The organism is Paraburkholderia rhizosphaerae (assembly GCF_004366595.1).
GTDB classification, from domain to species: domain Bacteria; phylum Pseudomonadota; class Gammaproteobacteria; order Burkholderiales; family Burkholderiaceae; genus Paraburkholderia; species Paraburkholderia rhizosphaerae.
The window spans coordinates 24,135-45,917 of sequence record NZ_SORE01000033.1 but is presented as its reverse complement, the minus strand read 5'-3'; the positions used below and the strand labels follow the sequence as shown (position 1 = coordinate 45,917).

The window sequence follows — 21,783 nt, the reverse complement described above, 5'->3', positions numbered from 1 at the left end:
TTGGCACATACCGTGAAAAGCTATTTTCGAGCGGCGCTCGTCTGCCCGCTCGTCACCCGCGTTACCGCAAGCTTGCATAACGCGCGTGCGCGGCGCACCCGCAGGCGCGCCGTTTATCGCCGGATGGCCCCGCCAATCAGATCGACAGACACAGCTTGCCGAAATGCTTGCCCGCTGCCTGATGGGCAAACGCATCGGCAATTTCATCGAGCGGGAACGTGCGATCGATCACCGGCTTGATGCCCGTCGCGTCGAGCGCACGCACCATATCGCGTTGCTGGCTGCGGCTACCGACGATCAACCCTTGCAATGTCTGCTGTCTGCGCATGAAGTCGGCCGTGGGCACCGGACCTGCGACCCCGGTGAGCACACCGATCAGCGCGATATGACCGCCCGTGCGGCACGCACTGATCGACTGCGGCAGCGTGTCGGGGCCGCCTACTTCGACGACCAGATCGACCCCACGGCCATTCGTGAAGTCGCGCACCGTGGCAGCCCAGTCCGTATCGCGCCGGTAGTTGATCGTATGATCGGCGCCCAGTGCGCGAACGCGCTCGATCTTCTCGTCAGACGACGACGTCGCGATCACCGTCGCGCCCATCCGCTTCGCAAACTGCAGCGCGAAGATCGACACGCCGCCGGTGCCGAGCACGAGCACGCTATCGCCTGCCTTCACCTGCGCGTCGACGACAAGCGCGCGCCATGCGGTCAGTCCGGCTGTTGTCAGCGTCGCCGCCTCCGCATGGCTGTATCCGCGCGGCGCATGCGTGAACCAGTGTGCGGGTCGAACGACGCGCTCGCGCGCATAGCCGTCGACGCCGTCGCCCGGCACGGTCGCGAAGTCCGACAGCGTCGGGCCGCCGTCCAGCCAGGTTGGAAAGAAGGTGGATACGACCGCGTCGCCGACCGCGAATTCATCGACGCCTTCGCCGATTGCTTCGACGACGCCCGCGCCATCCGACATTGGAATGCGGCCATCGGCGCAGTGCATCCGCCCGGTGACGACGCCCAGATCATGGAAATTCAGCGAGCTCGCGTGAATGCGCACGCGGATTTCGCCGGGTCCGGGTTCGCCGGGCTCGGCAAGCTCGACCCGTTGGAGTTGATCCAGACCAGCAGGTTGGCGCAAGGTAATCGCTTTCATCGAAACAGTTCCTCGGTGAGGGGGTAGGAGAGCCGCGAACCATACGCGGCATTACTGCGATGAAGCGATTGTCCGAGCGTACGTCGTTTACCGCAAGAACGCGTGAGCGGCGCCGCTACTGGCGATGATTCAGACAGCGTCTGCGGGCTCGGCGAGCGGTAGCACCGCCTGCTTATCGTCCTGCGCTTTTTGACGCCCTTTAAATTTCTTCGCGTACAACGCGGTCAACAGCGGGGTAAGCAGCGATGTCACGATCGTCGATGCCGCAATTTGAGGTGTCGCAACCGCGATCAGCGAGGCGAGATGCGGATCCACCGCCGCGAGCGCGGTCGGTGTCGCAACCGCATTTCCCGCCGTGGTCGACACCGCGACGCCGGCAACGCCGGACCCACCAGCAAGCCGGGACGCGATTACATTCACAATGCCGCCGAATATCAGCGTAATCAGGCCCAGCACAATACCCGACGCGCCGGCCGCGAGAATCGCATGGAGGTTGATCTGCGCACCAAGGCCGAATGCGAAGAACGGAATCAGCAGGTCGCCTCCGGACTTGAGAAACGTACGCATATTGCGGTCGAGGTTGCCGAGCACCACGCCGATCAGAATCGGCAGGATCGTCGCCAGCAACTCGATAAACGGGATCTTCGCAAGCCCAGACACGCCAAGCGCGACCATCGTGATGAACGGACCTTCCAGAATGGACAGTACAGCGAGCGCCCCGCGGTCCACTTCATCGCCGAACTGTTTCGTTAGCGCAGCGTAAAGTCCCATGTTCGCATTGGTCATCGCCGCGATGATCACCATGCCCGACAGCCCGAATACGGGCTTGCCCTTGAACACATAGCTGACGAGCAGGCCCACCGCGACACCGCTTGCAAGCTTCGATATCGTGATGGCAGCGCCGTTCTTCAGCGCGCGCGGTGCGGTTTTCAACTGAATTTCCGCGCCCATGCAAACGAAGAACACCGCAAGGATAGGCAGCGCACCATGGGCAAGCGATGTCGAAAAGCTGCCGATTGTAAGGACGTGCGGGAAATAGGTGTTAAGCAGGCTGCCCCACAGCAACGGGATGACCATCATGCCGCCGGGGAATTTCTCAATCGCTGCCTTGATCTTCATATCGGTTTGTCTCTGTCGAACGGCGCCTCCGCGGTTGGCGGTCCAGCGCGCTACTGTCATTGGTCGCGTATGGTGGTTGCGTGTTCGGCATGACGCAAATTGGTCGGGCCAGTTTGTCCATGACCCGAACGGCTGTTCATCGATCATCTTGTGCATGCGCGTCAGCCATCGCATGGCCCGTGCCGCGATCGCCCCATGTTTCGAATAAACGTGGACACGCCCACGAAGCGCACGATTACGCCTGGCGCACCCGCCCTTTTTCGCCAATAATGGCCTACGTACAACACTGGATGGGGGCGCTCATGCAGTACGGTCCCGACGCCATTCGCACCGTTGCCCTCCTCGGGCATGCGGGATGCGGCAAAACATCGCTTGTCGAAGCGCTGCTGCATCGGGGCGGCGCGGTACACACGCCCGGCAGCGTGGAGCGCGGCACGACAGTCTGCGATTTCGATCCGCTCGAGCGCAAATATCACCACTCGCTGAATTCCGCCGTTGTCCACCTGCACTACCGGAACACGCGCATCTATATGCTGGATACGCCTGGATATCCGGACTTTTCCGGCCAGTCGATCAGCGCGCTGCCCGCGGTGGAGACTGCCGCGATCGTCATCAATGCGCAAAACGGCATTGAAATGACGACGCGCCACATGATGACTCGGGCCGAAGAACGCAAGCTCTGCAGAATGATCATCGTGAATGGCATCGATCGGGAAAAGGTCGACCTGACGGGGCTCGTCACGCAAATCCAGACTGCCTTCGGCAAGCGATGCCTGCCGATCAATCTGCCCGCGCAAGGTGGCAGTCAGGTGGTGGACTGCTTTTTCAACCCGGCCGGCGATGCCGATTGCCTGTCGGTTGCGGCGGTGCACAATACCCTTGTCGATCAGGTGATCGAAATCGACCCGGCGCTGATGGATCTGTACCTCGAGCAAGGCGAGGCAATCAGCCCGGAGCAATTGCACGAGCCGTTCGAACGGGCGCTGCGCGAAGGTCACCTGGTGCCAATCTGTTTCACATCGGCGGCCAACGGCGCAGGCATCGCCGAATTGCTCGACGTGTTCGTCCGGCTCCTGCCCGCACCCACTGAAGGCAATCCACCGCTGTTCTATCGCGACAACGGCGGTCGCAAGGAAGTGGTGCGCGCCGAACCGGTCACCGACAAGCATGTATTGGCGCACGCATTCAAAATCGTCGTGGACCCTTACATCGGCAAAATGGCCGTGTTTCGCATCCATCAGGGCACAATCCGGCGCGACAGCCAGCTATATATCGGTGACCGGCGCCAGCCATTCCGGGTCGCGCATCTGATGATGCTGCAGGGCAAAGATCACGTCGACGTCACGCAAGCCGGCCCGGGCGACATCTGCGCGACAGCGAAGGTCGACGAGATCGGCTTCGATACCGTGCTGCATGACGCGCCCGAAGACGGCAACATTCACCTGACGCCGCTTCATTTCCCAACGGCCATCTACGGTCTGGCGATCGAGCCCGCGCGCCGCGGCAACGAACAGCGCCTCTGGGAGATTCTGCAAAAGCTCAGTGCGGAAGACCCATGTCTGCGGATCGAACACCCGGTCGGCACCAACGAAACAGTCGTGCGAGGCCTCGGCGAGTTGCACCTGCGCCTGATGCTCGAGCGGCTATCCGACCAGTACAAGCTCGAAGTCGTCACGCATCCGCCGACCATCGCGTATCGGGAAACCATTGGCGCGAAGGCAGAAGGGCATTGCCGCCACAAGAAACAAACTGGCGGCGCCGGACAATTCGGCGAAGTGATGCTACGCATCGAGCCACTGCCGCGCGGCACAGGCTTTGAGTTCGTCGATGTCGTCAAGGGCGGCGCGATTCCGGGCCAGTTCATTCCGGCGGTGGAAAAAGGCGTCCAGCAGGTTATCGACAGCGGACCGCTTGGCGGCTTTCCGATGCAGGACGTGCGTGTCACCGTGTTCGACGGCAAGAGCCACCCGGTCGACTCGAAGGAAGTCGCATTCGTGTCCGCCGGTCGCAAGGCGTTTATCGATGCGGTCATGAAAGCGCAGCCCGTGCTGCTCGAGCCGATCGTGGATATCGAAGTGATGACGCCGGAAACCACGATGGGCGACATCATCGGCGATCTGTCCGCGCGACGCGGCCAGGTGCACGGCACACGCGCAGCCACTGGCAATGCTGTGGTCGTCGTCGGACAGGTGCCGCTATCGGAGCTCAACGACTATCAATCGCGCCTGAATGCGATTGCCGGCGGACACGGCAACTACAGCATTCAGCTCAGTCACTATGACCCGGTACTTCCCGCACAGCAGGAGCGAATCGTGTCGAAACACAGGAAACAGGGCGATGACGGCGCCGCATAAGCGCAATGCGGATCGCATCCGCCACGCCGATTCCGGCGTTCATGCCTGCTTCGGTTACCTTATCACCTCGTCGACAACCCTTTCTCCCGAAGCCAATCCTCGTTGAATAGCCGCGCGAAATACAGGTTTCCGCGATCACACAGCAAAGTGACGATCGTGTGCCCCGGTCCCATCTGTTTCGCCAGCTCGACGGCGGCCGCAACGTTGATTCCGCTGGAACCGCCTACTAACAGGCCCTCCTCACGCAATAGCCGATAGACCATCGTCACGCACTGCTGGTCATCGATACGTATCGCGTCGTCGATCGGCGTGCCTTCGAGATTCGACGTCACGCGGCTCGTGCCAATGCCTTCGGTAATCGAGCTCCCTTCCGCCACAATTTGCCCGGTCTTCACGAAGCTGTAGAGACCGCTGCCTTGCGGGTCGGCCAGCACGGTCCGCACCGCCGGCTTTTGCTGCTTCAGAAATCGTGCGACGCCGCCCAGCGTGCCCCCCGTTCCTGTCGCACAGACGAACGCATCCAGCTTGCCCGCCGTGTCGCGCCAGATTTCCGGCCCCGTGGTTTCGAAATGCGCGCGCCGGTTCGCGACGTTATCGAACTGATTCGCCCAGATCGCGTCAGGTAACTGCTGCGCAAGACGCTCCGCTACCTTCTGAAAGTTCTCCGGGTCCTTGTAGGGAACAGCGGGCACCGCGCGCACCTCGGCGCCAAGCGCACGCAGCAGCACCATCTTCTCTGGCGACTGCGTTTGCGGGATCACGATCACGCATCGGTAACCCCGAGCCGCGCAGATATGCGCGAGGCCGATGCCGGTATTGCCGGCGGTCCCCTCGACGACGGCGCCGCCCGCCTGGAGCACACCGCGTTCCTCCGCGTCCCGAATGATGTAAAGCGCCGCGCGATCCTTGACCGAGCCGCCCGGGTTCATAAATTCGGCCTTGCCGAGAATCTCGCATCCCGTTTCCTCGCTCAGCTTCGCGAGGCGAATCAGTGGCGTGTTTCCGATACTGCCGGCAAAGCCCGCATTGATGCTCATGATGACCGCTCCTCATGCTGTGCGCAGGTCGAACCCGCGATACAGCGTCGCGCCGCATCGACCCGGCCTTACGCTTCATATTCAGGTTTCATATTCAACTTGGTACTCCCACGCTGAGCGAATTGCAAGCCGGTTGCGGTCCAACGGGTGAGCCCGGCTCTCGCAGCGGGTTCGCCACGCACTGATCGTTCAACACGATCTTGGTCCACTCATTCTGAAGATTCATGGGCCTTAACGGGCCCAAAGCCCGCCCGTAAACTGACTTAACGCTCCACATGCCAATCCCGAGGGAATCAACGTGTCTACCCAGCAAGCAGCACCGCTAGCCGTCAAGGAACCCGTCGTCCTTCGACATGCAACCTGTCGCGACGAACTGACCGCCTGCTTTCCCGTGGTCACCCAATTGCGCCCTCGCCTGAAGGACGCGGCAGAATGGGTAGATCGTGCAACCGCCATGGCGCCCGCAGGCTATCGTGTCCTCGCCGCATGGAGCGGCGACACGGTGCTGGCCATCGCTGGGTATCGGGTGATGGAAAACCTGATCCATGGGCGCTTTCTCTATGTCGACGATCTGGTGACCGCGCACAGTCATCGCGGCAGCGGCCTGGGCGCGTCGTTGCTCACGGAACTGACTTCGGTCGCCATCAACGAAAACTGCCGACGGCTGGTGCTGGATACCGCGGCGGTGAATGCGAATGCACGTCGCTTCTATAAGCGCGAAGGCCTGATCGACGCGGTCGTCGGCTTTGTCAAACCATTGCGCGAGGACGCCGTACTATGAATATCCTGCACATCGATTGCAGCCCCCGAATGCAGTCGCACAGCCGCTCGCTGTCGTCCGCTATCGTCGACCGGCTGCTTACCGGCGATCGCGATGGCAGCGTCACGCGCCGCGATCTCGGCCGCAACCCGATACCGCATGCGGACGCACACTATGCGACAACGCTGGCGTCAACCGCAGCGCATGCAGCGGGTTCGCAGGGAGACGCGATGCGGCTGTCCGAGCAGTTGATTCAGGAGCTCGAAGCAGCGGGTAGCGTGGTAATCGGCACGCCGATGAACAATTTCACGGTGCCGTCGGTGCTGAAGGCGTGGATCGATCGAATCTTGCGCGTCCGCAGGACGTTTGTATCGACGCCGAATGGCAAGGTGGGATTGCTGCGAGATCGGCCGGTATTTGTCGCGATCGCTTCCGGCGGCTTCTTTTCCGGCGATGCGGCGAACCAGCCGGACTTTCTTACACCTTATCTGACTGCCGCGCTCGGTTGCGTGGGACTGAAGACACTGCATTTTCTACCTCTGCAGGGCACCGCGTCCCGGGATCAGCAGGCGGTCGCAACGGCTCGAAGCACTCTGCTTGCGACGCTCGAAACGCTCGAGACCCACACGATTGGCGCAGAATAGACACCCACAGCACCGATCACGAGGAGGATGGCGATGAGAATATTTCTGGCCGGCGCTTCGGGAGTTATCGGCAGGTCGCTTGTTCCGCTGCTTCGCAACGCGGGTCATCAGGTCACGGGCACGACCAGAACGAACGACGGAAGAGCCCGACTAGAAACATCGGGCATCGATGTGGCTGTCGTGGACATCTTCGACAAAGATGCGCTCGAGCACGCGGTGAGCGCAGCCGCACCGGATGTCGTCATCCACCAGCTTACCGATCTGTCCGCCGGTCTCGATCCCGCATCGCAGGAGGAAACGCTAAAACGCAACGCGCGCATCCGCCGCGAGGGGACCGCGAACCTCGTACACGCAGCACGTACCGCGCGCGTCAAACGAATGATCGCGCAGAGCATCGCATGGGCTTACGCGTCGAAGGAACCGCCGTATGTCGAAACGGACCCGCTAGACGTCGGCGCCACGGGCACACGCGCCATTTCAATTAGCGAAGGCGTCGTGCCGCTCGAGAGCGCTGTGCTGCAGCAATCCGACTTTGAAGGTATCGTGCTCCGATATGGCAGATTCTATGGACCAGGCACCTGGTCCCTCGAACCCGATCGCGCGATGCCGGTGCATGTCGACGCTGCAGCACATGCGGCCTTCCTGGCTATCGAGCACGGAAGGCCAGGCATATACAACATTGCGGAGCCGCAAAGCACGGTGTCGATCGACAAAGCAATAGACGAACTGGGATGGCGCGCCGACTTCCGCCGCGAACCCTACGGGTAAGCCGGTGAAACACGCGACGACGCTAAACATGGACGGGCTGACGCTTGATCGCGTCGGCCCGGCGTCGCTTGCGGAGCAGATTTCGCATCAGATCGAAGCGGCAATCGCGGAAGGATCGCTACCGCCCGGTGGACGGCTGCCGTCGTGGCGAGACCTTGCGGCACAGCTTGGCGTGGCACGCGGCACCGTAAAAGCAGCGTATGAAAAGCTGATCGACAAACACCTGCTGGTCACCGCCGGTTCCGCCGGAACACGCGTCGTAAGTCCTTTGCCTGCGAGCATCACACGGGCACCTGTCATCACGGACGCGGACCGCCTCGTCCCGCAGAACTTCCTTCAACGTTCCGATCAGGCGCTCGTGTTCCAGTTGGGCGTGCCGGCTCACGACGCCTTTCCGGCCACGCTATGGTCCCGGCTCTATCGGCAAGCGGTGCAATTCACCGCGTCGCGTACCGGCTATGCCGACCCGCGCGGCCTGATCGAACTCAGGTCCGCGCTCGCATCGCATGTCGCGATCGCGCGCGGCATCGAGTGCTCGCCCGAACAGATCATCGTGACGTCCGGATATCGCGGCGGACTATCGATTGCGCTGCGCGCGATCGATGCCACAGGAAGACAAGCCTGGGTGGAAGATCCGTGCTATCCGGTCACGAGGTTGGCACTTGAGCTATCGCGCGTGCACCCGGTGCCGGTCCAGATCGACGAGGCGGGATTCAACGTCAGGCGAGCGCGCGAACTGGCGCCGGCAGCCGCGCTCGCCGTCGTGACACCGGGGCAACAGGCGCCAAGCGGCGTCACGCTGGCCGACCATCGTCGCGTCGAACTGCTGCAATGGGCCGTCGAAGCAGGATCATGGATTGTCGAGGACGACTATCTCGCGGAGCTTCATTTATCGGGCCGGCCCGCCAATGCACTGGCAGCGCGCGGTGCCGACCGGGTGATTCATCTCGGCTCGTTCAGCAAGACGATCAGCCCGGCGTTAGGCATTGGCTTTATTGTCACGCCTTTACCGCTTGCGCGTCGTCTGATTGATGTTGCCACGTGGCTGGGCGCGCCACCGAACGCGGCGATTCAACTGGCGCTTGCAAGCCTGCTGCGCGAGGGTCATTACCTGCGCCACTTGCGGCGCATGCGCAAGCTCTACGCCGAACGCAGACAGTGCTTGCTGGACACGCTAGCGCGGTTCGGCATCGACGCTGCATCACCCGCGGGGTTGTCGGTCATGCTGCCGCTTCCAAACGGCTTCGATGATCAGCAACTGACCGTGTCGGCCCGCGCTGCGGGCCTTGGCCCCACTCCACTTTCACCATGGTTCGCCGACGCTTCGCGCTGCCGCGCGGGTCTGCTACTGGGTGTGACCAATGTGCTCGAACGGACGATTGAACGGGACTGTAGACGGTTGCTCGCGTTGATTGGCGACCCGATTGGCAGAATGAAGCCCGCGGCGGCGCACTAAAGTCAGCAAAAAAGCAGCGCGAAATCAGCACAAAGTTACGACGAAGCGGCCCCGCGCCCCCGGTTCGCCGCGCGTGCGGACGGCAAACTCATGCCCGGCGTCGAGCGATGCACGTTCGCAGTGCGCGAAGCAGGTGCTTGCAGTCTTTCGTTATCGACGTTTCGAATGTGCCGCGAGTAACGCGTTGTGATGGGTTTCGGTTTCGTCGTCAGCGGGAAACATGCATTCGAGGCGCAGCTCCTGCGCGGCAACGTTTTGCGGCGCGCCCACGGTCGTGACCATCGAGAAATAACGAAGCACGACCCCGTCGCTGATAAATCCCATTGGAATGACAGGCATTGTGGTCGCGGTGGAAGGCTCGCGATGGCTCTTCCAGTCGTGCGGCACGTCGGGATACGCCAGTAGTTCGTCAAGCAGATGCGTCGTTCTATCGTCAAGCACGTGCCCAACCGACTCGCGATACACCCGTTGCAGCAAGCTTCGCGCGACGTCGTCCCAGTCCGCCACATACGGCCGCATCCCCTGCGGATCGAACATCAGATGCAGCATGTTACGTGGCGCTTCGCGCGAATCGAGATCGATGAACTGGTTGAAAAAGCGCGGCGCGGCGTCATTGGTCATCAGCACGTTCCAGTACCGGTCCATGACGATTGCCGGAAACGGCTCGTGCTGGCGAACGACCCGCTCGAGCGCGCGGATCACACTGCTCATTTCCTGCGCGTTCCACGGCGCCTCCGAATACACCGGCGCGTAGCCCGCGGCGAGCAACAACGCATTGCGCTCGCGCATCGGCACTTCCAGCGTTTGAGCCAGCGCCAGCAACGTGTCCCGCCCCGGCACGCTGCGCCCGCTTTCGATAAAGCTGATCTGCCGTTGCGAGACCCCGGCGTCGAACGACAGATCGAGCTGACTCACGCCGCGCACATCGCGCCAGTAGCGCAACAGCTTCCCAAGTTCGCCGTGCGGCATATTCGGATCTGGACGAGTCGCGTTCATCGGATTTCGCCGGTAGAGGGAGAATTAATATAACGCAACGCATTCAGGATACGGACGCGTGCCGTTTGGCGCGATTTACGAATATCGCGGGCAAGATGGCCGTTTCGCCGGTGCGTCTCGCGCAATCGCCCGAGAACCGGCTTCGATTGCGCGGGAGCGGACTGGTCGTACGAGTGGGATAGCTGGACATCAAAACTCCTCAGCAACGAGCGCAGCCAGATTGGCGACGCGACAGCCGAAGAATAGAACCCGCGGTTCCTCGCGCCAATTACATCGAATGTAATAGGCGCTCGTTCAGCCAAGGCCGCGGGTGCATGTTCGCTGCCACCCGCGCCGGGCAGATCCCTATCGCGTTCAAACGAACCCTGCGGCGCCGCCGTTCAAAGGGATAATCAGACCGCCCTGTAGTGCAAGTCCCGGCGTACCGTTCGCTTGCATGACGACCGCATCCACCTGCAGACTCTTCAGTGCGACAGGCGCACTGTCACCGGTGGCCGCACCGCCGACGTCCGTAAATCACCTTCTATTTACATTATTACTAAGATATACGTATTAATTATAAACCCACACTCAACACTATCATGAAACAAATTCCGTTTGTTTAAAAACACGTGAATACCGGTTACTTGATCCGACCGATGCATTTCTTTCCGGCAGTCGCGCCGTCAAGGCCTGAAATAAAGGCCGATTCTCACGAGCACGTGACATTCGCCTTCGTTTGATCGGGCCTTCCCGATCCCTTATGTCTATTCATAAATTCGCCCGGGAAAAGCGTTCGGTTACAACAAAACAATGTTCTCAGTTTGCGAAATTCAAAAGAGCACGTGATGCCGGTCTGGCGATTCCCGGCGTTTCAATTCGCGCAATTTCTAATTGCTGAACATACATTTCCAAATTGTCAGCCTGCCTCGTACACTCGCTGCCTGTTATCAGAATAAACAGGTTTTTCTGCAGACCCTGATATGGAGGCAAGTGAGTGATGAGGAAAAGTTTTGTTGTTGCCTGTTCCGCGTTATGCGCAACACCGTTCGCCCACGCGCAAAGCTCGGTAACGCTGTACGGAATTCTCGACGCTGGTCTGCAATACACAAATAACGCGGGGGGCGCATCGCTGGTGCGCCAGACGAGCGGAAACATCAACGGCAGCCGCTTCGGCCTGCGCGGCAGCGAGGATCTCGGCGGCGGCCTTCATTCCATCTTTGTATTCGAGGGCGGTTTCGGCCTCAATAACGGCAAGTCCGCACAGGATGGACGGCTGTTCGGCCGCCAGGCGTACGTCGGGTTGAGCAGCGAACGCTACGGCGCGCTCACGTTCGGCCGCCAGTACGACGCGCTGACCGATACGCTGATCCCGCTCTCGGCAACCGCGCTGAGCTTTGGTGATACAGCATTCGCGCATCCGTTTGACAACGATGACATGATTCACTCGTTCCGTCTGAGCAATACCGCCAAGTATGTGAGCCCGGCGTACCGCGGCCTCAGATTCGAGGCGCAATACGCGTTCTCGAACAGCACGGACTTCGCGGTGAACCGTGCGTACAGCGCGGGTCTCGCCTACAGCGGCGGACCGTTGAGTGCAGGTATCGCGTACTTCCAGGTCAACGGCTCGAGGAACTCGACGATTAACAGCGCCGGAGCGGTCGATATCAACGAGTCGCAGGCCAACAACACGGCCGGCTTCGTGCTCGGCGCCGACGTGCAGCGCATCATGGGCGCGGGCGTGAACTACGACTTCGGCAAGACGAAGGTTGGCTTCGTGTACACGCATACCCGCTTCGAGGGCTCGACGTCGTTCGGCGCGAACGGCAGTTCGGTGAACTTTGACAACTACGAACTCAACGGCAAGTACTTCGTGTTGCCGCAGTTGTCGGTAGGCGCCGAATATGTGTTCACCAGCGGCCATGTGAACGGCACCTCGACGTTCGGCTCGTCGCCCAAATGGAACCAGGTCGGCCTGCAAACCGTGTACAGCTTGTCCAAGCGCACCGACCTCTATCTGGAAGGCGTCTACCAGCACGTCAGCGGACACAACTTCACCGCGTTCATCTACAATTCCGGCGGCGCTTCGTCCACCAATAATCAGGTCGTGGGCATCGCAGGACTACGCGTGCACTTCTGATCGAGCCCGTGCGTACGCTTCGTTGCGTACGCACGCAGTTTGGTCTGGCAAGCGCAACAATGCTCATACCGGACCGGTACGCAGCGAATGATCCTCGCTCTGCCAGGCCGATTCGAGCAGACAGAGGCCCTTTGTGATCTGTTGCACGGGCGTTCCGCCAAACCCGAAGACCAGCATGTCGGACGCGCGTCCCGCGCTTGAAAATACCGCACCTTTGTAAATTCCCACGCCCTCTTCGTCCGCGATGCGACACAGCGCATCGACATCGAAACCGGCGTTGACGCGCGCCGAGATTTGCAGCCCGCAATTGGACTCCAGTGGTGTCAACCATCTGGATAGACGATTGCGAATTGTGTCCAGCAACGTAGCGCGTCGCCTCTTGTACTCCTGTCGCATGCTACTCAGATGGGACGCGAAGTCACCGCTTACCATGAACTGAAGCAACGTATTCTGGACATGCGCGGACGTCTGCCTGTCTACTACCCATTTAGCCCGTCTAAGCGTGTCGAGGAGCCAGGGCGGGGAAACAACGAATCCTAGCCGGAAAGCGGGCGCAAAAGTCTTTGACAACGAGCCGAGGTAAATCACACGTTGTTCCGTATCCACGGACTGCAGACATGGCGAGGGCATCGTACCGTCGTAAAACTCGCAGTCGTAGTCATCTTCGACGATCACAAAATTTTCTCGCGCCGCGCGTGCGAGCAGCGCCTTACGCCGCTCCATGGAAAGCGTAACGCCTAGTGGAAACTGGTGGTTCGGCGTGCAGTACAGCGCAGCGATTCCATGTGGAATGTCCTCTACCTTCACGCCATGTTCATCAACCGGAAGCGGCAGCAACCGGCAGCCGGATAATCGCGCAATATCGGCGGCAACCGGGTAGCCCGGGTCCTCCATCGCAAACGACGTCCGCGGCCCGAGCAACAGTCTCGACAAAAGATCCAGCGACTGATGCGTGCCCGTGGTAATGACGATATCCGCGTCTGTGCAACGAACGGAACGCGATTGCCGCAGGTAGGCGGCAAGCCGCGCGCGCAATCGCGCATCTCCCTCTGGCTGGCCGTATTCAGCGAGCGGCCCCGGCAACGTATCGGTCGGCCAGCGGGCCAGGCGCTTGCGTCGAAAGACCTGTTCCGCATCGCTGGAAACGACGCCTGGACGAAAGTCCACATCGACGTCCTTGCTTGGCAATACGAATGTCTCGAGCGGAAGGCGCTCCGACCACTCGGACATCCGTAGCGAAGCAGACGAAGCGGAAACCGGAGAACGATTCTGCACCGGTATTGCACGCACGTATAAGCCGGAACCGACGCGCGCCTCGATCCAGCCTTCCGCGATCAACGCGGCCGTCGCATCCCTGATCGTGTTGCGCGATACGCCCAGCTGCAGTGCCCACGTCCGCGATGCGGGCAAGCGTTGCCCCGGTTCCAGGCGACCGTCTTGCAAGGCCGCGTAAATACCTTCGTACACCTGCTGCTGAATCGGACCCGTTCCGCTCAGGTGAATCAAAAGATCCTCCACACGGTCTCCTTACCTGATACGCGCTTCCCGTGAACATCCACATTGTCAGACGAGTCGTCCTTGCGGCCCAATTCATCCAGACAATTTCGGCCCACCCTCGGCGTCGCCGACACATAAAATCGCTATTCACGCTATTTTCACGCGAAGTATTCGCTTCGCGAGCACTTGAAGAACTGGAACCACGACTATGCATTCTACGGTCGCTCAGGCAAATCGAACCTTGCCGCTTTACTGGCACTTCACGCCTACCGCACTGGCGTTGGGCTATCCGTGGTACCTCGCGCGATTTTATGAAGAGGCCGGCAACCACCACACGCTTGGCGCGCTGTTCGCGATTGCACTGGTATGGGTGGTTCCGGCGAGCGCGTTCGTTAGCCTGCTGTCGCTCGCCCGGCTCGATGTCATCGACGCAAAGGCCGTTATCTTGCGACGCCTTGCGCACTTCACGTTTGCGTCGCCGCCACTGTTTGTCATCATCGGGGTGCTGCTTTACCTGATGAAGATAAATGGCGCGGACGGCAAAGTATGGCTCGCATTGTGGGCGACCGTGGTCGTCGGAACCGTATTGACGTTGACAACAGAGCGAAGCGATCCGACCCGCTCGCGCTCAAACCGCAACATGGGGCCAGTCCGCGTGCTTCACGGTGCGGCATCGGTCGCCATTATTGCGGTCTTCCTGTTTCCCCATCTTGGCAACCACGCTGTGGGCATTTTCGGCACCGATGTGCACAAGACGCTGATGCTTGCGCTTCGCCACGTCTATCGCGCGGGTTGGATCGAGCCGATTGTGATCACGCTCTTTTTCTTTCAGATCGTGAGCGGCCTCGTGCTGTTAATGCCGAAGCTTGGCCTCAAGCAACGCGTGCTTGAAACGCTGCAGACTGCATCAGGTGCGTACCTTGTCATTTTCATCGCATCGCATATCAACTCCGTCTTCATTCTCGCGCGGTACTTCGGCACCGATACCGACTATGCGTGGGCGACTGGTGCGCCAGCCGGCCTGATCGGCGACGCGTGGAACGTGCGACTGATTCCCCACTATTCACTCGGCGTCTGGTTAGTGCTTTGCCATATTGCTTGCGGCCTGCGCACCGTGATGCTGGCTCATGGCGTCAACGCGCAAAGAGCGGACCGGATCTGTTGGCTGCTGATTGCCGCGAGTTCAATCTGGGCGGCGATCGTGGTAGCGGGCATGCTCGGCGTTCGCATTTAAACTCGCACTGCTCCGGTCGTTCATCGCACCGCAGCACACCCTGCACGTTCTTGCACGTTTACATTCTTGTTTATGCACGATAACATTCGGGCATGAACGATGAAATTCCCCTCGCCCGGCGCGACGAGATCGCGCATCGGCTCGACCAGGGCCAGCCCGTCGTAGCGGCCGCGCTGGCAGTCGAATTCAACATTTCAGAAGACGCGATCCGCCGCGACCTCCGCGCGCTCGCCTCGGAGGGCCGGTGTCGCAGGGTGTATGGCGGCGCGCTGCCCATCACGCCGGCGTCCGCCCCGATGTCGAACCGGATGGACGCCGCGCGGGAGCGCAAATCAGCGTTGGCTCGCGCCGCGCTGCCGCTGATTCAACGAGGCGAACTGCTGTTCCTCGATAGCGGCAGCACCAATCTCGCGCTCGTCGATCTGTTGCCCGAAGAATGCGACCTCACCGTCGCGACCAATTCCATCGATATCGCCGCTGCCGTACTTCGCCGCGCCGATCTGCCACTCATCGTGATCGGCGGATCGGTCGACCTGCCCGTGGGCGGATGCGTGGACGCGAGCGCGCTGCAAAACGTCGCGCATTTGAATATCGACCGCTGTTTCATCGGCTCGTGCGCGATATCGGCAAAAGGCGGCGTTAGCGCATTTGGTCTCGCGGATGCTACGTTCAAACGCGCCGTGCTGACCGCAAGCGAACACAGCGTCGTCCTTGCGATCACCGACAAATTCAACACTCGCGCGCCGCACCGGGTCGCGACGATCAAGGCGATCGATTGCGTGATCGTCGAACACGATCTGCCGCGCGCGGACTATGCGGCGTTATCCAAAGCCGGCCCGTCTGTTCTGAAGGCCGATCCGCCAGGAGGGCACTGAATGCATAGTCCGTCACGCGTCGACGAACATCCGGTCACGTCCGACCGCCCGGCCGCACGGCTCGCGACCCGCCTTGCGTTCCTCGTGGCCGGTTTCGGCATCGCATGCTGGGTACCGCTTGTGCCGTTCGCCAAACAGCGGCTCGGCGTCGATGACGGCGTGCTCGGCATGCTGCTGCTTTGCATCGGTCTCGGTTCCGTTGTCGCGATGGCAGTCACCGGTGTGCTCAGCGCGCGATACGGCAGCAAGCCGATCATCATCGCCGGCGCTTTGGGACTGACCGCGTTCCTGCCGTTGCTGACCGTTGCGAACACACCCTTCACACTAGGCATCGCGTTGCTCGCGTTCGGTGCATCGCTCGGTTCACTCGATGTCGCGATGAATATTCATGCGGTCGAAGTCGAACGCGCGGAGGCTCGGCCGTTGATGTCCGGGTTTCATGCACTATTCAGCGTCGGTGGATTTGTCGGCTCGACGCTCATGACCTTTTTGCTGTCGGTACATGTCGACACGCTCGCGAGCACGCTGCTATGCGCAGCACTGATGCTTGGCGCGATCACTATCGCACGCTCGCGCCTGATCGAAACGGCCGCGAAGCATGACGGACCGCTGTTTGTCGCGCCACGCGGCATCGTGCTATTGCTTGCCGCCCTCGCCGCGATCACCTTTCTGGTCGAAGGCGCATTGCTCGACTGGAGCGCGTTGCTCATCACCGGCAAAGGACTGGTCGTCGCAGCCCAGGGCGGACTGGGCTACATGCTCTTTTCAATTGCGATGACGGCAGGCCGATTCGGCGGCGATGCTTTGACCGCACGCATCGGTGACCGGTCGATGATGTTCTGGGGCGGACTGCTCGCGACTGCCGGCTTCGTCGTGCTGCTGACCGCGCCGATCGCCCCGATCGCGATGGCCGGCTTCCTGCTGATCGGCCTGGGCGCATCGAATATCGTACCGGTGTTATTTCGCCGCGCAGGTTCGCAACGCGCAATGCCCTCCGCGCTCGCAGTCGCGGCGATCACCACCACCGGTTATGCGGGGATACTCGCCGGCCCGGCTGCGGTGGGTTTCGTCGCGAATCAGGTGGGTCTGCCAGGCGCATTCTGGCTGTTAGCAGCGATGCTCTGTCTGGTGCCCTGTTGCGCGCGTCTGGTCACCGCAACGCGCTCGCACGCCGACAGCGCGTAATCACCGCCGCGACTCGACGAGTGCGAACGAACCCGCGATAGAACCCGTCGCTCAACGGCCACTGCCGCTGCCGTGTCGTGTTCGCACCGTCAACCTGTTCTGCACCGACCTCACACCGCGTACCGACCTGGCCGCGTTGCCGGCCCGATCGACCTGCTGTCGATGTGATACCCAGCCCGTCAAAGTCACGATGCCGTGTCGCGCGGTGACGTGAATGCCGGAAGAGTTCAGGCCGGTTGTGCGCGTAAAGGCACGGCGAACGTCGCGAACCAGTTGGGCATCCGACCTCGTTTGATGCGGTGGTGTCGGGGCTGGCCGCCGTTGCGCGGACACGTCCGCGGACGGGGCGGTACTGGTTTGTGCGCTCGCCTGGGCCACATAACACGAGATGGCCACCGCTAACGTTGCACTCAAGACTTTGCTGATGCGGTTTGTCTTCACACTTCCTCCTTTGCCAATTGCCGCGATGCGAGCCAACGCGATTGATTCGACGATAGCAAACATCCGCAACGCGGCGAATACACGAGGCGACACGCCACGCTGAAAACGAGCGGCAGCAACACTACGTTGTAGATGAAATCCTTGTTGCCAGGAATAACAGAAAATCTGGAAGGCTTCAGAAAGGAAAAGCCTTGGCAAGCACGCCATTGCCATCAATGCGCATAACGATGCGGCGGCGCATCCGTCCGAATTTCACGTTAAATAACGAAATACCGTATAAATGAATGATGCCAATCAAATTTCTTGCTCGACTCATACTGCATCACGCAATACGCTTCAAGGATTTTTAACTTGCGGCATAAAAAAAAGAGCCTATCATCAGTTTGACCGTTTTCATAAATGGGCCTCTCAACATAAGACCAAAAATTCAACGATGTGAATGAGGGAGCGTGATGGGCGAGACAACCATTCCAATCGACCTGCTTCATTGGATTCTGGCAACACTTTCGATCATCGCGCTACTCGTCTTTCTCGTGCCACTCAAATGGCGCGCACCCGAGGCAGGCCCCGGCGCGATGTTCGTAGCCGGCCTGATCGCCCTGTTTGCGTTCCGTACTCCGATTACGACATTGACGGTCGCAAGCGCGAAGGGTGTGTGGGACGCAATATTCATTCTGTATGTGATGTGGCCGGCGCTGTTTCTCTATCAGATCACCAAACAGGCCGGCGGATATGACGCGCTTCGGCATGGTATTTCCCGCTTCAGCCGGAATGAGCTGTTCGTCATTCTTGGGCTTGGCTGGGTATTTTCATCATTTCTGCAAGGCATTGCCGGATTTGGCGCACCGATTGCTGTCGTGGCGCCGCTGCTGCTCGCAATCGGTGTAAGACCCGTCTATGCCGCCACCATCTCGATCATTGCACATGCATGGGCACGCTTCTTCGGCACACTCGGCGTCGGCTGGCTCGCGACACTTCAGGTGGCCGACATCCAGGACGTGACACGCGCCGCGTTCGAATCCAGCCTGCTGCTGCTGATTCCGACGTACTTCGGTGGCCTGCTGATCGTGTGGCTATACGGACGTTGGGCCGCGGTGCGTCATGCGTGGCCGCTCGTGCTGATTCTCGGCACGATACTCGGCTTCGGCCAGCTGATCTTCGCGTTCCTGAGTCCGGAACTCTCGACGTTCCTCGCCGCGACAGTCGCGATGATCGCGCTCTATCCGCTGTCCCGCTGGCGTCGTTTCAGCGAGCCCGTTCCGGCAGCCGACGTGCCCGATCGCCCGGCGATGGACGAAACCGCGGTACGCGCGCAGGAAGAAACCGGCGAGCCGGTGATGAGCATCGGCATGGCCTTTCTGCCCTACGTGGTGCTCACCATCGTCACGCTGGGCATTTTGCTGATCGACCCGCTGAACAATACGCTACGGCAATTCCGGATCGGTCTGCCGTTTCCCGAGGTGACCACCGGGTTCGGCGTGACGAACGCCGCAGTCGCCCGCTATGCGCCATTCTCGCCACTGACCCACCCCGGCACGATGCTGTTGATTGCCGCGATTATCGTATGGATCGTCTATCGCGCGAACGGCTACTACGGCGCATGGCAGTCACGTCACGGCAAGGAGAGCCTCGGGCGATCGCTGATTGTCGACGGCGTGCCCGCGTCGCTGCCGGTCATTGCGTTTCTCGTGACCAGCCGCATCCTGGACCACAGCGGCCAGACGATGGTTCTGGCGCACGGAATCGCCGACGCATCGCCACCGCTCGTCTATGCGGGCATTGCAAGCGTAATCGGCGCACTGGGCGCGTTCATGACGTCGAGCAGCACCGCATCGAATGTGCTATTCGGCGGGCTGCAGAGCGATGTCGCGCAACTGCATTCGCTGCCTATCGAGGCGATCATCGCCGCGCAGGCCGCCGGCAGTGCATATGGCAACGCGATCGGGCCGGCGAATATCGTGCTCGGCACCAGCATCACCGGGATCAAGGGACAGGAAGGCGCGGTGATGAAACTGGCCATCCCGTGGACGATCATCGTGGCCGTGCTGACCGGCATAGGCACGATCGCCCTCGTCATACTTGCGTGAGGTGCGTCGCATGGACAAGCTCGTTGCGGAAACGCTAGCGCTGATCCTGATGTTCGTGGCCTTTCCGCTCACCAGCGTCGGTGCGACCAACGGCAACGCGTTCCTGCTGATCGTCGGGCTGCTCTGCGTGATTGCCGGCGGCGTGTTGCCGATCATCACGCGTTTCATGGATCACTCGAAAGACAAGGTGAGGGACGCGGGCGTCGAGTTCGACGATCGGGCTTCCTGATCGATCGTAGCGATCTTCGCGTCCCTCTTTGGAACCCCGCCGCTTTGCCGCCAGACGTTTCCGGTTTTCCCACAAGCAGGAACCAGCGGCGCGAACCAGCGAAGTGGCGGACTAACCTCATGGGAGCTCATTGATCATGAGTCATCCAAACGGTCCTCGCACCGGTCGCCCGCCCACCCGCGCGCCGCACGGCATGGTGTCGACCCCGCACTATCTGGCCAGCCAGGCCGGCGTCGAAATGCTTCAACGCGGCGGAACCGCGGTCGATGCCGCGATTGCGGCAAACGCCGTGCTATGCGTCGCCTATCCGCATATGGCGGGACTAGGCGGCGACGGATTCTGGCTGATCGCCGACGGCAAGAGCGATCAGGTTCACGCGATCAACGCGAGCGGGCCTGCAGCGCAGCTCGCGACGCTGGCTCGCTATCGGGGCAACGCCGGCGCTGACGAAATCGCTGCGCGCGGGCCGCAGGCCGTGCTAACCGTGCCGGGCGCCATTGACGGCTGGCGCCTTGCGCACGAGCGCTTTGGCCGGCTGTCGTGGGCGGAACTGTTCGCGCCGTCAATCGGCTACGCGAAAGACGGCGTGCCGGTCAGCCGCTCGCTCGCGGATTGGACCGCCCAAGACGAACCGATCCTCACGCAATATCCGGAGACGGCCGCGATCTTTATGCCGGGCGGTCGCGTGCCGGTGGACGGGCAGCGTCTCGAGCAGGCCGCGCTCGCGCGATCGCTGCAACATCTCGCCGATCACGGTGCACGCGCGGCTTTCTACGAAGGCGATCTCGCCGCGCGAATCTGCAGCGGCATCGGGCCGGCGGGCTCGCCGCTGCAGCCCGGCGACTTCGCCGCCTATCACGCGGAATGGGTCACACCGATCAGCACGACCTACCGGGGCAGTACGATTTACGAGTTGCCGCCGAACACGCAGGGCTTCACCCCGCTGCAGATCCTGAACATGATCGAGGCCTACGACGTCGTCGCGTGGGGCGACGGCACAGCGGACTATTACCATCACCTCGCCGAAGCGGTGAAGATCGCGTTTGCCGACCGCGAGGAGTGGCTGACCGACCCGCGCTTCGTCGCGATCCCTGTTGAAAAGCTCATCTCGAAGGCGTACTGCGAAGAACGCCGCAAGCTGATCGACCCCGAGCGCGCGTTGAATATCGCCACCGTGCCGGCCGGCATTGCGTACCAGCATCCGCACGAGCGCCGCGCGCCGGACGGCGACACCTGCTACTTCTGCGCGGCAGACAAGGATGGAATGCTTGTCTCGCTGATCCAGTCGATCTATCACGACTTCGGCAGCGGGGTGATCGGCGGCGACACCGGCATCATCATGCAGAACCGTGGCGCGTTCTTCTCGCTGGACGACCATCATCCGAACAGTCTGCAGCCAGGCAAGCGCACGTTCCACACGCTGATTCCCGCGCTGATGACACGCTACGGCAAGCCCTATCTCGCGTTCGGCTCGATGGGCGGCGAAGGGCAGCCGCAGACGCAGGCCGCGCTCGTCACAAGAATCGTCGACTTCGGCTACGACGTGCAGCAGGCCATCGAAGCGCCACGCTGGCTGATGGGGCGTACATGGGGCACGAAAACGCGCAACATGTCGCTCGAAGGACGCATCTCGGACGAAGTGGTGCGCGAGTTGAAGCGCCGCGGCCAGCCGGTCCAGATGGTCACCCACTGGAACGACAACATGGGCCATGCGCACGCGATCCGGATCGATCGGGAACAGGGCTTTTACGAAGGCGGCGCCGATCCGCGCGGAGACGGCGCCGCGCTCGGCTACTAGCGCCCGTTGCCGACACAACGGCCGCTGACCTCACACCGAT

General features: G+C 61.3%; 18 protein-coding genes. 12 read left to right on the top strand and 6 right to left on the bottom strand.

The window, feature by feature from the left end; genetic code table 11:
* Positions 1-136: 136 nt before the first annotated feature.
* Positions 137-1,144 carry a zinc-dependent alcohol dehydrogenase family protein gene (locus tag BX592_RS29910; RefSeq protein WP_134196905.1) on the bottom strand — a complete coding sequence of 336 codons (1,008 nt, stop codon included), beginning with the start codon at positions 1,142-1,144 and terminating at the stop codon, positions 137-139.
* Between the two features lie 129 nt (positions 1,145-1,273).
* Positions 1,274-2,263 (bottom strand): 2-keto-3-deoxygluconate permease, encoded by a 990-nt coding sequence (locus tag BX592_RS29905; protein WP_134196904.1) that lies wholly within the window; start codon positions 2,261-2,263, stop codon positions 1,274-1,276.
* A 302-nt stretch (positions 2,264-2,565) separates the two neighbouring features.
* Here BX592_RS29905 and fusA point away from each other — a divergent pair, with 302 nt between their 5' ends.
* Positions 2,566-4,617 carry an elongation factor G gene (fusA, locus tag BX592_RS29900; RefSeq protein ID WP_134196903.1) on the top strand — a complete coding sequence of 684 codons (2,052 nt, stop codon included), beginning with the start codon at positions 2,566-2,568 and terminating at the stop codon, positions 4,615-4,617.
* 62 nt (positions 4,618-4,679) lie between these two features.
* Here the strand turns inward: fusA and BX592_RS29895 are convergent, their stop codons facing one another.
* Entirely contained in the window at positions 4,680-5,654 is a 975-nt protein-coding gene (locus BX592_RS29895; RefSeq protein ID WP_134196902.1) for a cysteine synthase A, read from the bottom strand.
* 298 nt (positions 5,655-5,952) lie between these two features.
* Between BX592_RS29895 and BX592_RS29890 the strand changes: the two genes are divergently transcribed.
* From BX592_RS29890 to pdxR (BX592_RS29875), 4 genes are read left to right on the top strand one after another with little or no spacing between them, the layout of a single operon-like run.
* Positions 5,953-6,435 (top strand): GNAT family N-acetyltransferase, encoded by a 483-nt coding sequence (locus BX592_RS29890; RefSeq protein WP_134196901.1) that lies wholly within the window; start codon positions 5,953-5,955, stop codon positions 6,433-6,435.
* Positions 6,432-7,058: an FMN-dependent NADH-azoreductase gene (locus BX592_RS29885; protein WP_134196900.1), complete on the top strand. Its 627-nt coding sequence runs from the start codon at positions 6,432-6,434 to the stop codon at positions 7,056-7,058. The genes BX592_RS29890 and BX592_RS29885 overlap by 4 nt, the downstream gene beginning before the upstream one ends.
* A gap of 27 nt (positions 7,059-7,085) precedes the next feature.
* Positions 7,086-7,826 carry an NAD-dependent epimerase/dehydratase family protein gene (locus BX592_RS29880; protein ID WP_134196899.1) on the top strand — a complete coding sequence of 247 codons (741 nt, stop codon included), beginning with the start codon at positions 7,086-7,088 and terminating at the stop codon, positions 7,824-7,826.
* Between the two features lie 4 nt (positions 7,827-7,830).
* Entirely contained in the window at positions 7,831-9,282 is a 1,452-nt protein-coding gene (gene pdxR, locus BX592_RS29875; RefSeq protein WP_243849798.1) for a MocR-like pyridoxine biosynthesis transcription factor PdxR, read from the top strand.
* A gap of 150 nt (positions 9,283-9,432) precedes the next feature.
* Here the strand turns inward: pdxR (BX592_RS29875) and BX592_RS29870 are convergent, their stop codons facing one another.
* Positions 9,433-10,278, bottom strand: coding sequence for a helix-turn-helix domain-containing protein (locus tag BX592_RS29870; protein ID WP_134196898.1), 846 nt, complete (start codon positions 10,276-10,278; stop codon positions 9,433-9,435).
* Between the two features lie 979 nt (positions 10,279-11,257).
* Here BX592_RS29870 and BX592_RS29865 point away from each other — a divergent pair.
* Positions 11,258-12,397, top strand: a complete 1,140-nt coding sequence (locus BX592_RS29865) for a porin (RefSeq protein ID WP_134196897.1) — start codon at positions 11,258-11,260, stop codon at positions 12,395-12,397.
* Between the two features lie 63 nt (positions 12,398-12,460).
* On the opposite strand, the gene pdxR (BX592_RS29860) is transcribed toward BX592_RS29865, so the two are convergent.
* Positions 12,461-13,903 (bottom strand): MocR-like pyridoxine biosynthesis transcription factor PdxR, encoded by a 1,443-nt coding sequence (pdxR, locus tag BX592_RS29860; RefSeq protein ID WP_166676505.1) that lies wholly within the window; start codon positions 13,901-13,903, stop codon positions 12,461-12,463.
* Between the two features lie 199 nt (positions 13,904-14,102).
* Between pdxR (BX592_RS29860) and BX592_RS29855 the strand changes: the two genes are divergently transcribed.
* From BX592_RS29855 to BX592_RS29845, 3 genes are all read left to right on the top strand, one after another.
* Positions 14,103-15,128 (top strand): hypothetical protein, encoded by a 1,026-nt coding sequence (locus BX592_RS29855; protein ID WP_134196895.1) that lies wholly within the window; start codon positions 14,103-14,105, stop codon positions 15,126-15,128.
* A 92-nt stretch (positions 15,129-15,220) separates the two neighbouring features.
* On the top strand, positions 15,221-16,003 hold the full coding sequence (locus BX592_RS29850; protein WP_134196894.1) for a DeoR/GlpR family DNA-binding transcription regulator: 783 nt from the start codon (positions 15,221-15,223) through the stop codon (positions 16,001-16,003).
* Positions 16,004-17,188: an MFS transporter gene (locus BX592_RS29845; RefSeq protein ID WP_134196893.1), complete on the top strand. Its 1,185-nt coding sequence runs from the start codon at positions 16,004-16,006 to the stop codon at positions 17,186-17,188.
* 51 nt (positions 17,189-17,239) lie between these two features.
* On the opposite strand, the gene BX592_RS29840 is transcribed toward BX592_RS29845, so the two are convergent.
* Positions 17,240-17,692: a BON domain-containing protein gene (locus tag BX592_RS29840; protein WP_243849800.1), complete on the bottom strand. Its 453-nt coding sequence runs from the start codon at positions 17,690-17,692 to the stop codon at positions 17,240-17,242.
* Positions 17,693-18,081: 389 nt separating this feature from the next.
* On the opposite strand from BX592_RS29840, the gene BX592_RS29835 reads away from it, so the two are divergent.
* From BX592_RS29835 to ggt, 3 genes are all read left to right on the top strand, one after another.
* Entirely contained in the window at positions 18,082-19,716 is a 1,635-nt protein-coding gene (locus BX592_RS29835) for an L-lactate permease (RefSeq protein WP_134196892.1), read from the top strand.
* A 10-nt stretch (positions 19,717-19,726) separates the two neighbouring features.
* Positions 19,727-19,945: an EmrB/QacA subfamily drug resistance transporter gene (locus BX592_RS29830; RefSeq protein ID WP_134196891.1), complete on the top strand. Its 219-nt coding sequence runs from the start codon at positions 19,727-19,729 to the stop codon at positions 19,943-19,945.
* 136 nt (positions 19,946-20,081) lie between these two features.
* The gene (gene ggt / locus BX592_RS29825; RefSeq protein WP_134196890.1) at positions 20,082-21,743 is read left to right on the top strand and encodes a gamma-glutamyltransferase; all 1,662 of its coding nucleotides are present in this window, start codon (positions 20,082-20,084) and stop codon (positions 21,741-21,743) included.
* The last annotated feature ends 40 nt before the right edge of the window (positions 21,744-21,783 follow it).

Bases quoted from the DNA above. Each gene is read 5' to 3' on its own strand.
- BX592_RS29845 (WP_134196893.1), top strand. From the start codon at position 16,004: ATGCATAGTCCGTCACGCGTCGACGAACATCCGGTCACGTCCGACCGC.
- ggt (WP_134196890.1), top strand. From the start codon at position 20,082: ATGAGTCATCCAAACGGTCCTCGCACCGGTCGCCCGCCCACCCGCGCG.
- BX592_RS29895 (WP_134196902.1), bottom strand. From the start codon at position 5,654: ATGAGCATCAATGCGGGCTTTGCCGGCAGTATCGGAAACACGCCACTG.
- BX592_RS29870 (WP_134196898.1), bottom strand. From the start codon at position 10,278: ATGAACGCGACTCGTCCAGATCCGAATATGCCGCACGGCGAACTTGGG.
- BX592_RS29855 (WP_134196895.1), top strand. From the start codon at position 14,103: ATGCATTCTACGGTCGCTCAGGCAAATCGAACCTTGCCGCTTTACTGG.
- BX592_RS29905 (WP_134196904.1), bottom strand. From the start codon at position 2,263: ATGAAGATCAAGGCAGCGATTGAGAAATTCCCCGGCGGCATGATGGTC.
- BX592_RS29885 (WP_134196900.1), top strand. From the start codon at position 6,432: ATGAATATCCTGCACATCGATTGCAGCCCCCGAATGCAGTCGCACAGC.
- BX592_RS29880 (WP_134196899.1), top strand. From the start codon at position 7,086: ATGGCGATGAGAATATTTCTGGCCGGCGCTTCGGGAGTTATCGGCAGG.
- fusA (WP_134196903.1), top strand. From the start codon at position 2,566: ATGCAGTACGGTCCCGACGCCATTCGCACCGTTGCCCTCCTCGGGCAT.
- BX592_RS29830 (WP_134196891.1), top strand. From the start codon at position 19,727: ATGGACAAGCTCGTTGCGGAAACGCTAGCGCTGATCCTGATGTTCGTG.
- BX592_RS29865 (WP_134196897.1), top strand. From the start codon at position 11,258: ATGAGGAAAAGTTTTGTTGTTGCCTGTTCCGCGTTATGCGCAACACCG.
- BX592_RS29835 (WP_134196892.1), top strand. From the start codon at position 18,082: ATGGGCGAGACAACCATTCCAATCGACCTGCTTCATTGGATTCTGGCA.
- BX592_RS29840 (WP_243849800.1), bottom strand. From the start codon at position 17,692: ATGTTTGCTATCGTCGAATCAATCGCGTTGGCTCGCATCGCGGCAATT.
- BX592_RS29910 (WP_134196905.1), bottom strand. From the start codon at position 1,144: ATGAAAGCGATTACCTTGCGCCAACCTGCTGGTCTGGATCAACTCCAA.
- BX592_RS29850 (WP_134196894.1), top strand. From the start codon at position 15,221: ATGAACGATGAAATTCCCCTCGCCCGGCGCGACGAGATCGCGCATCGG.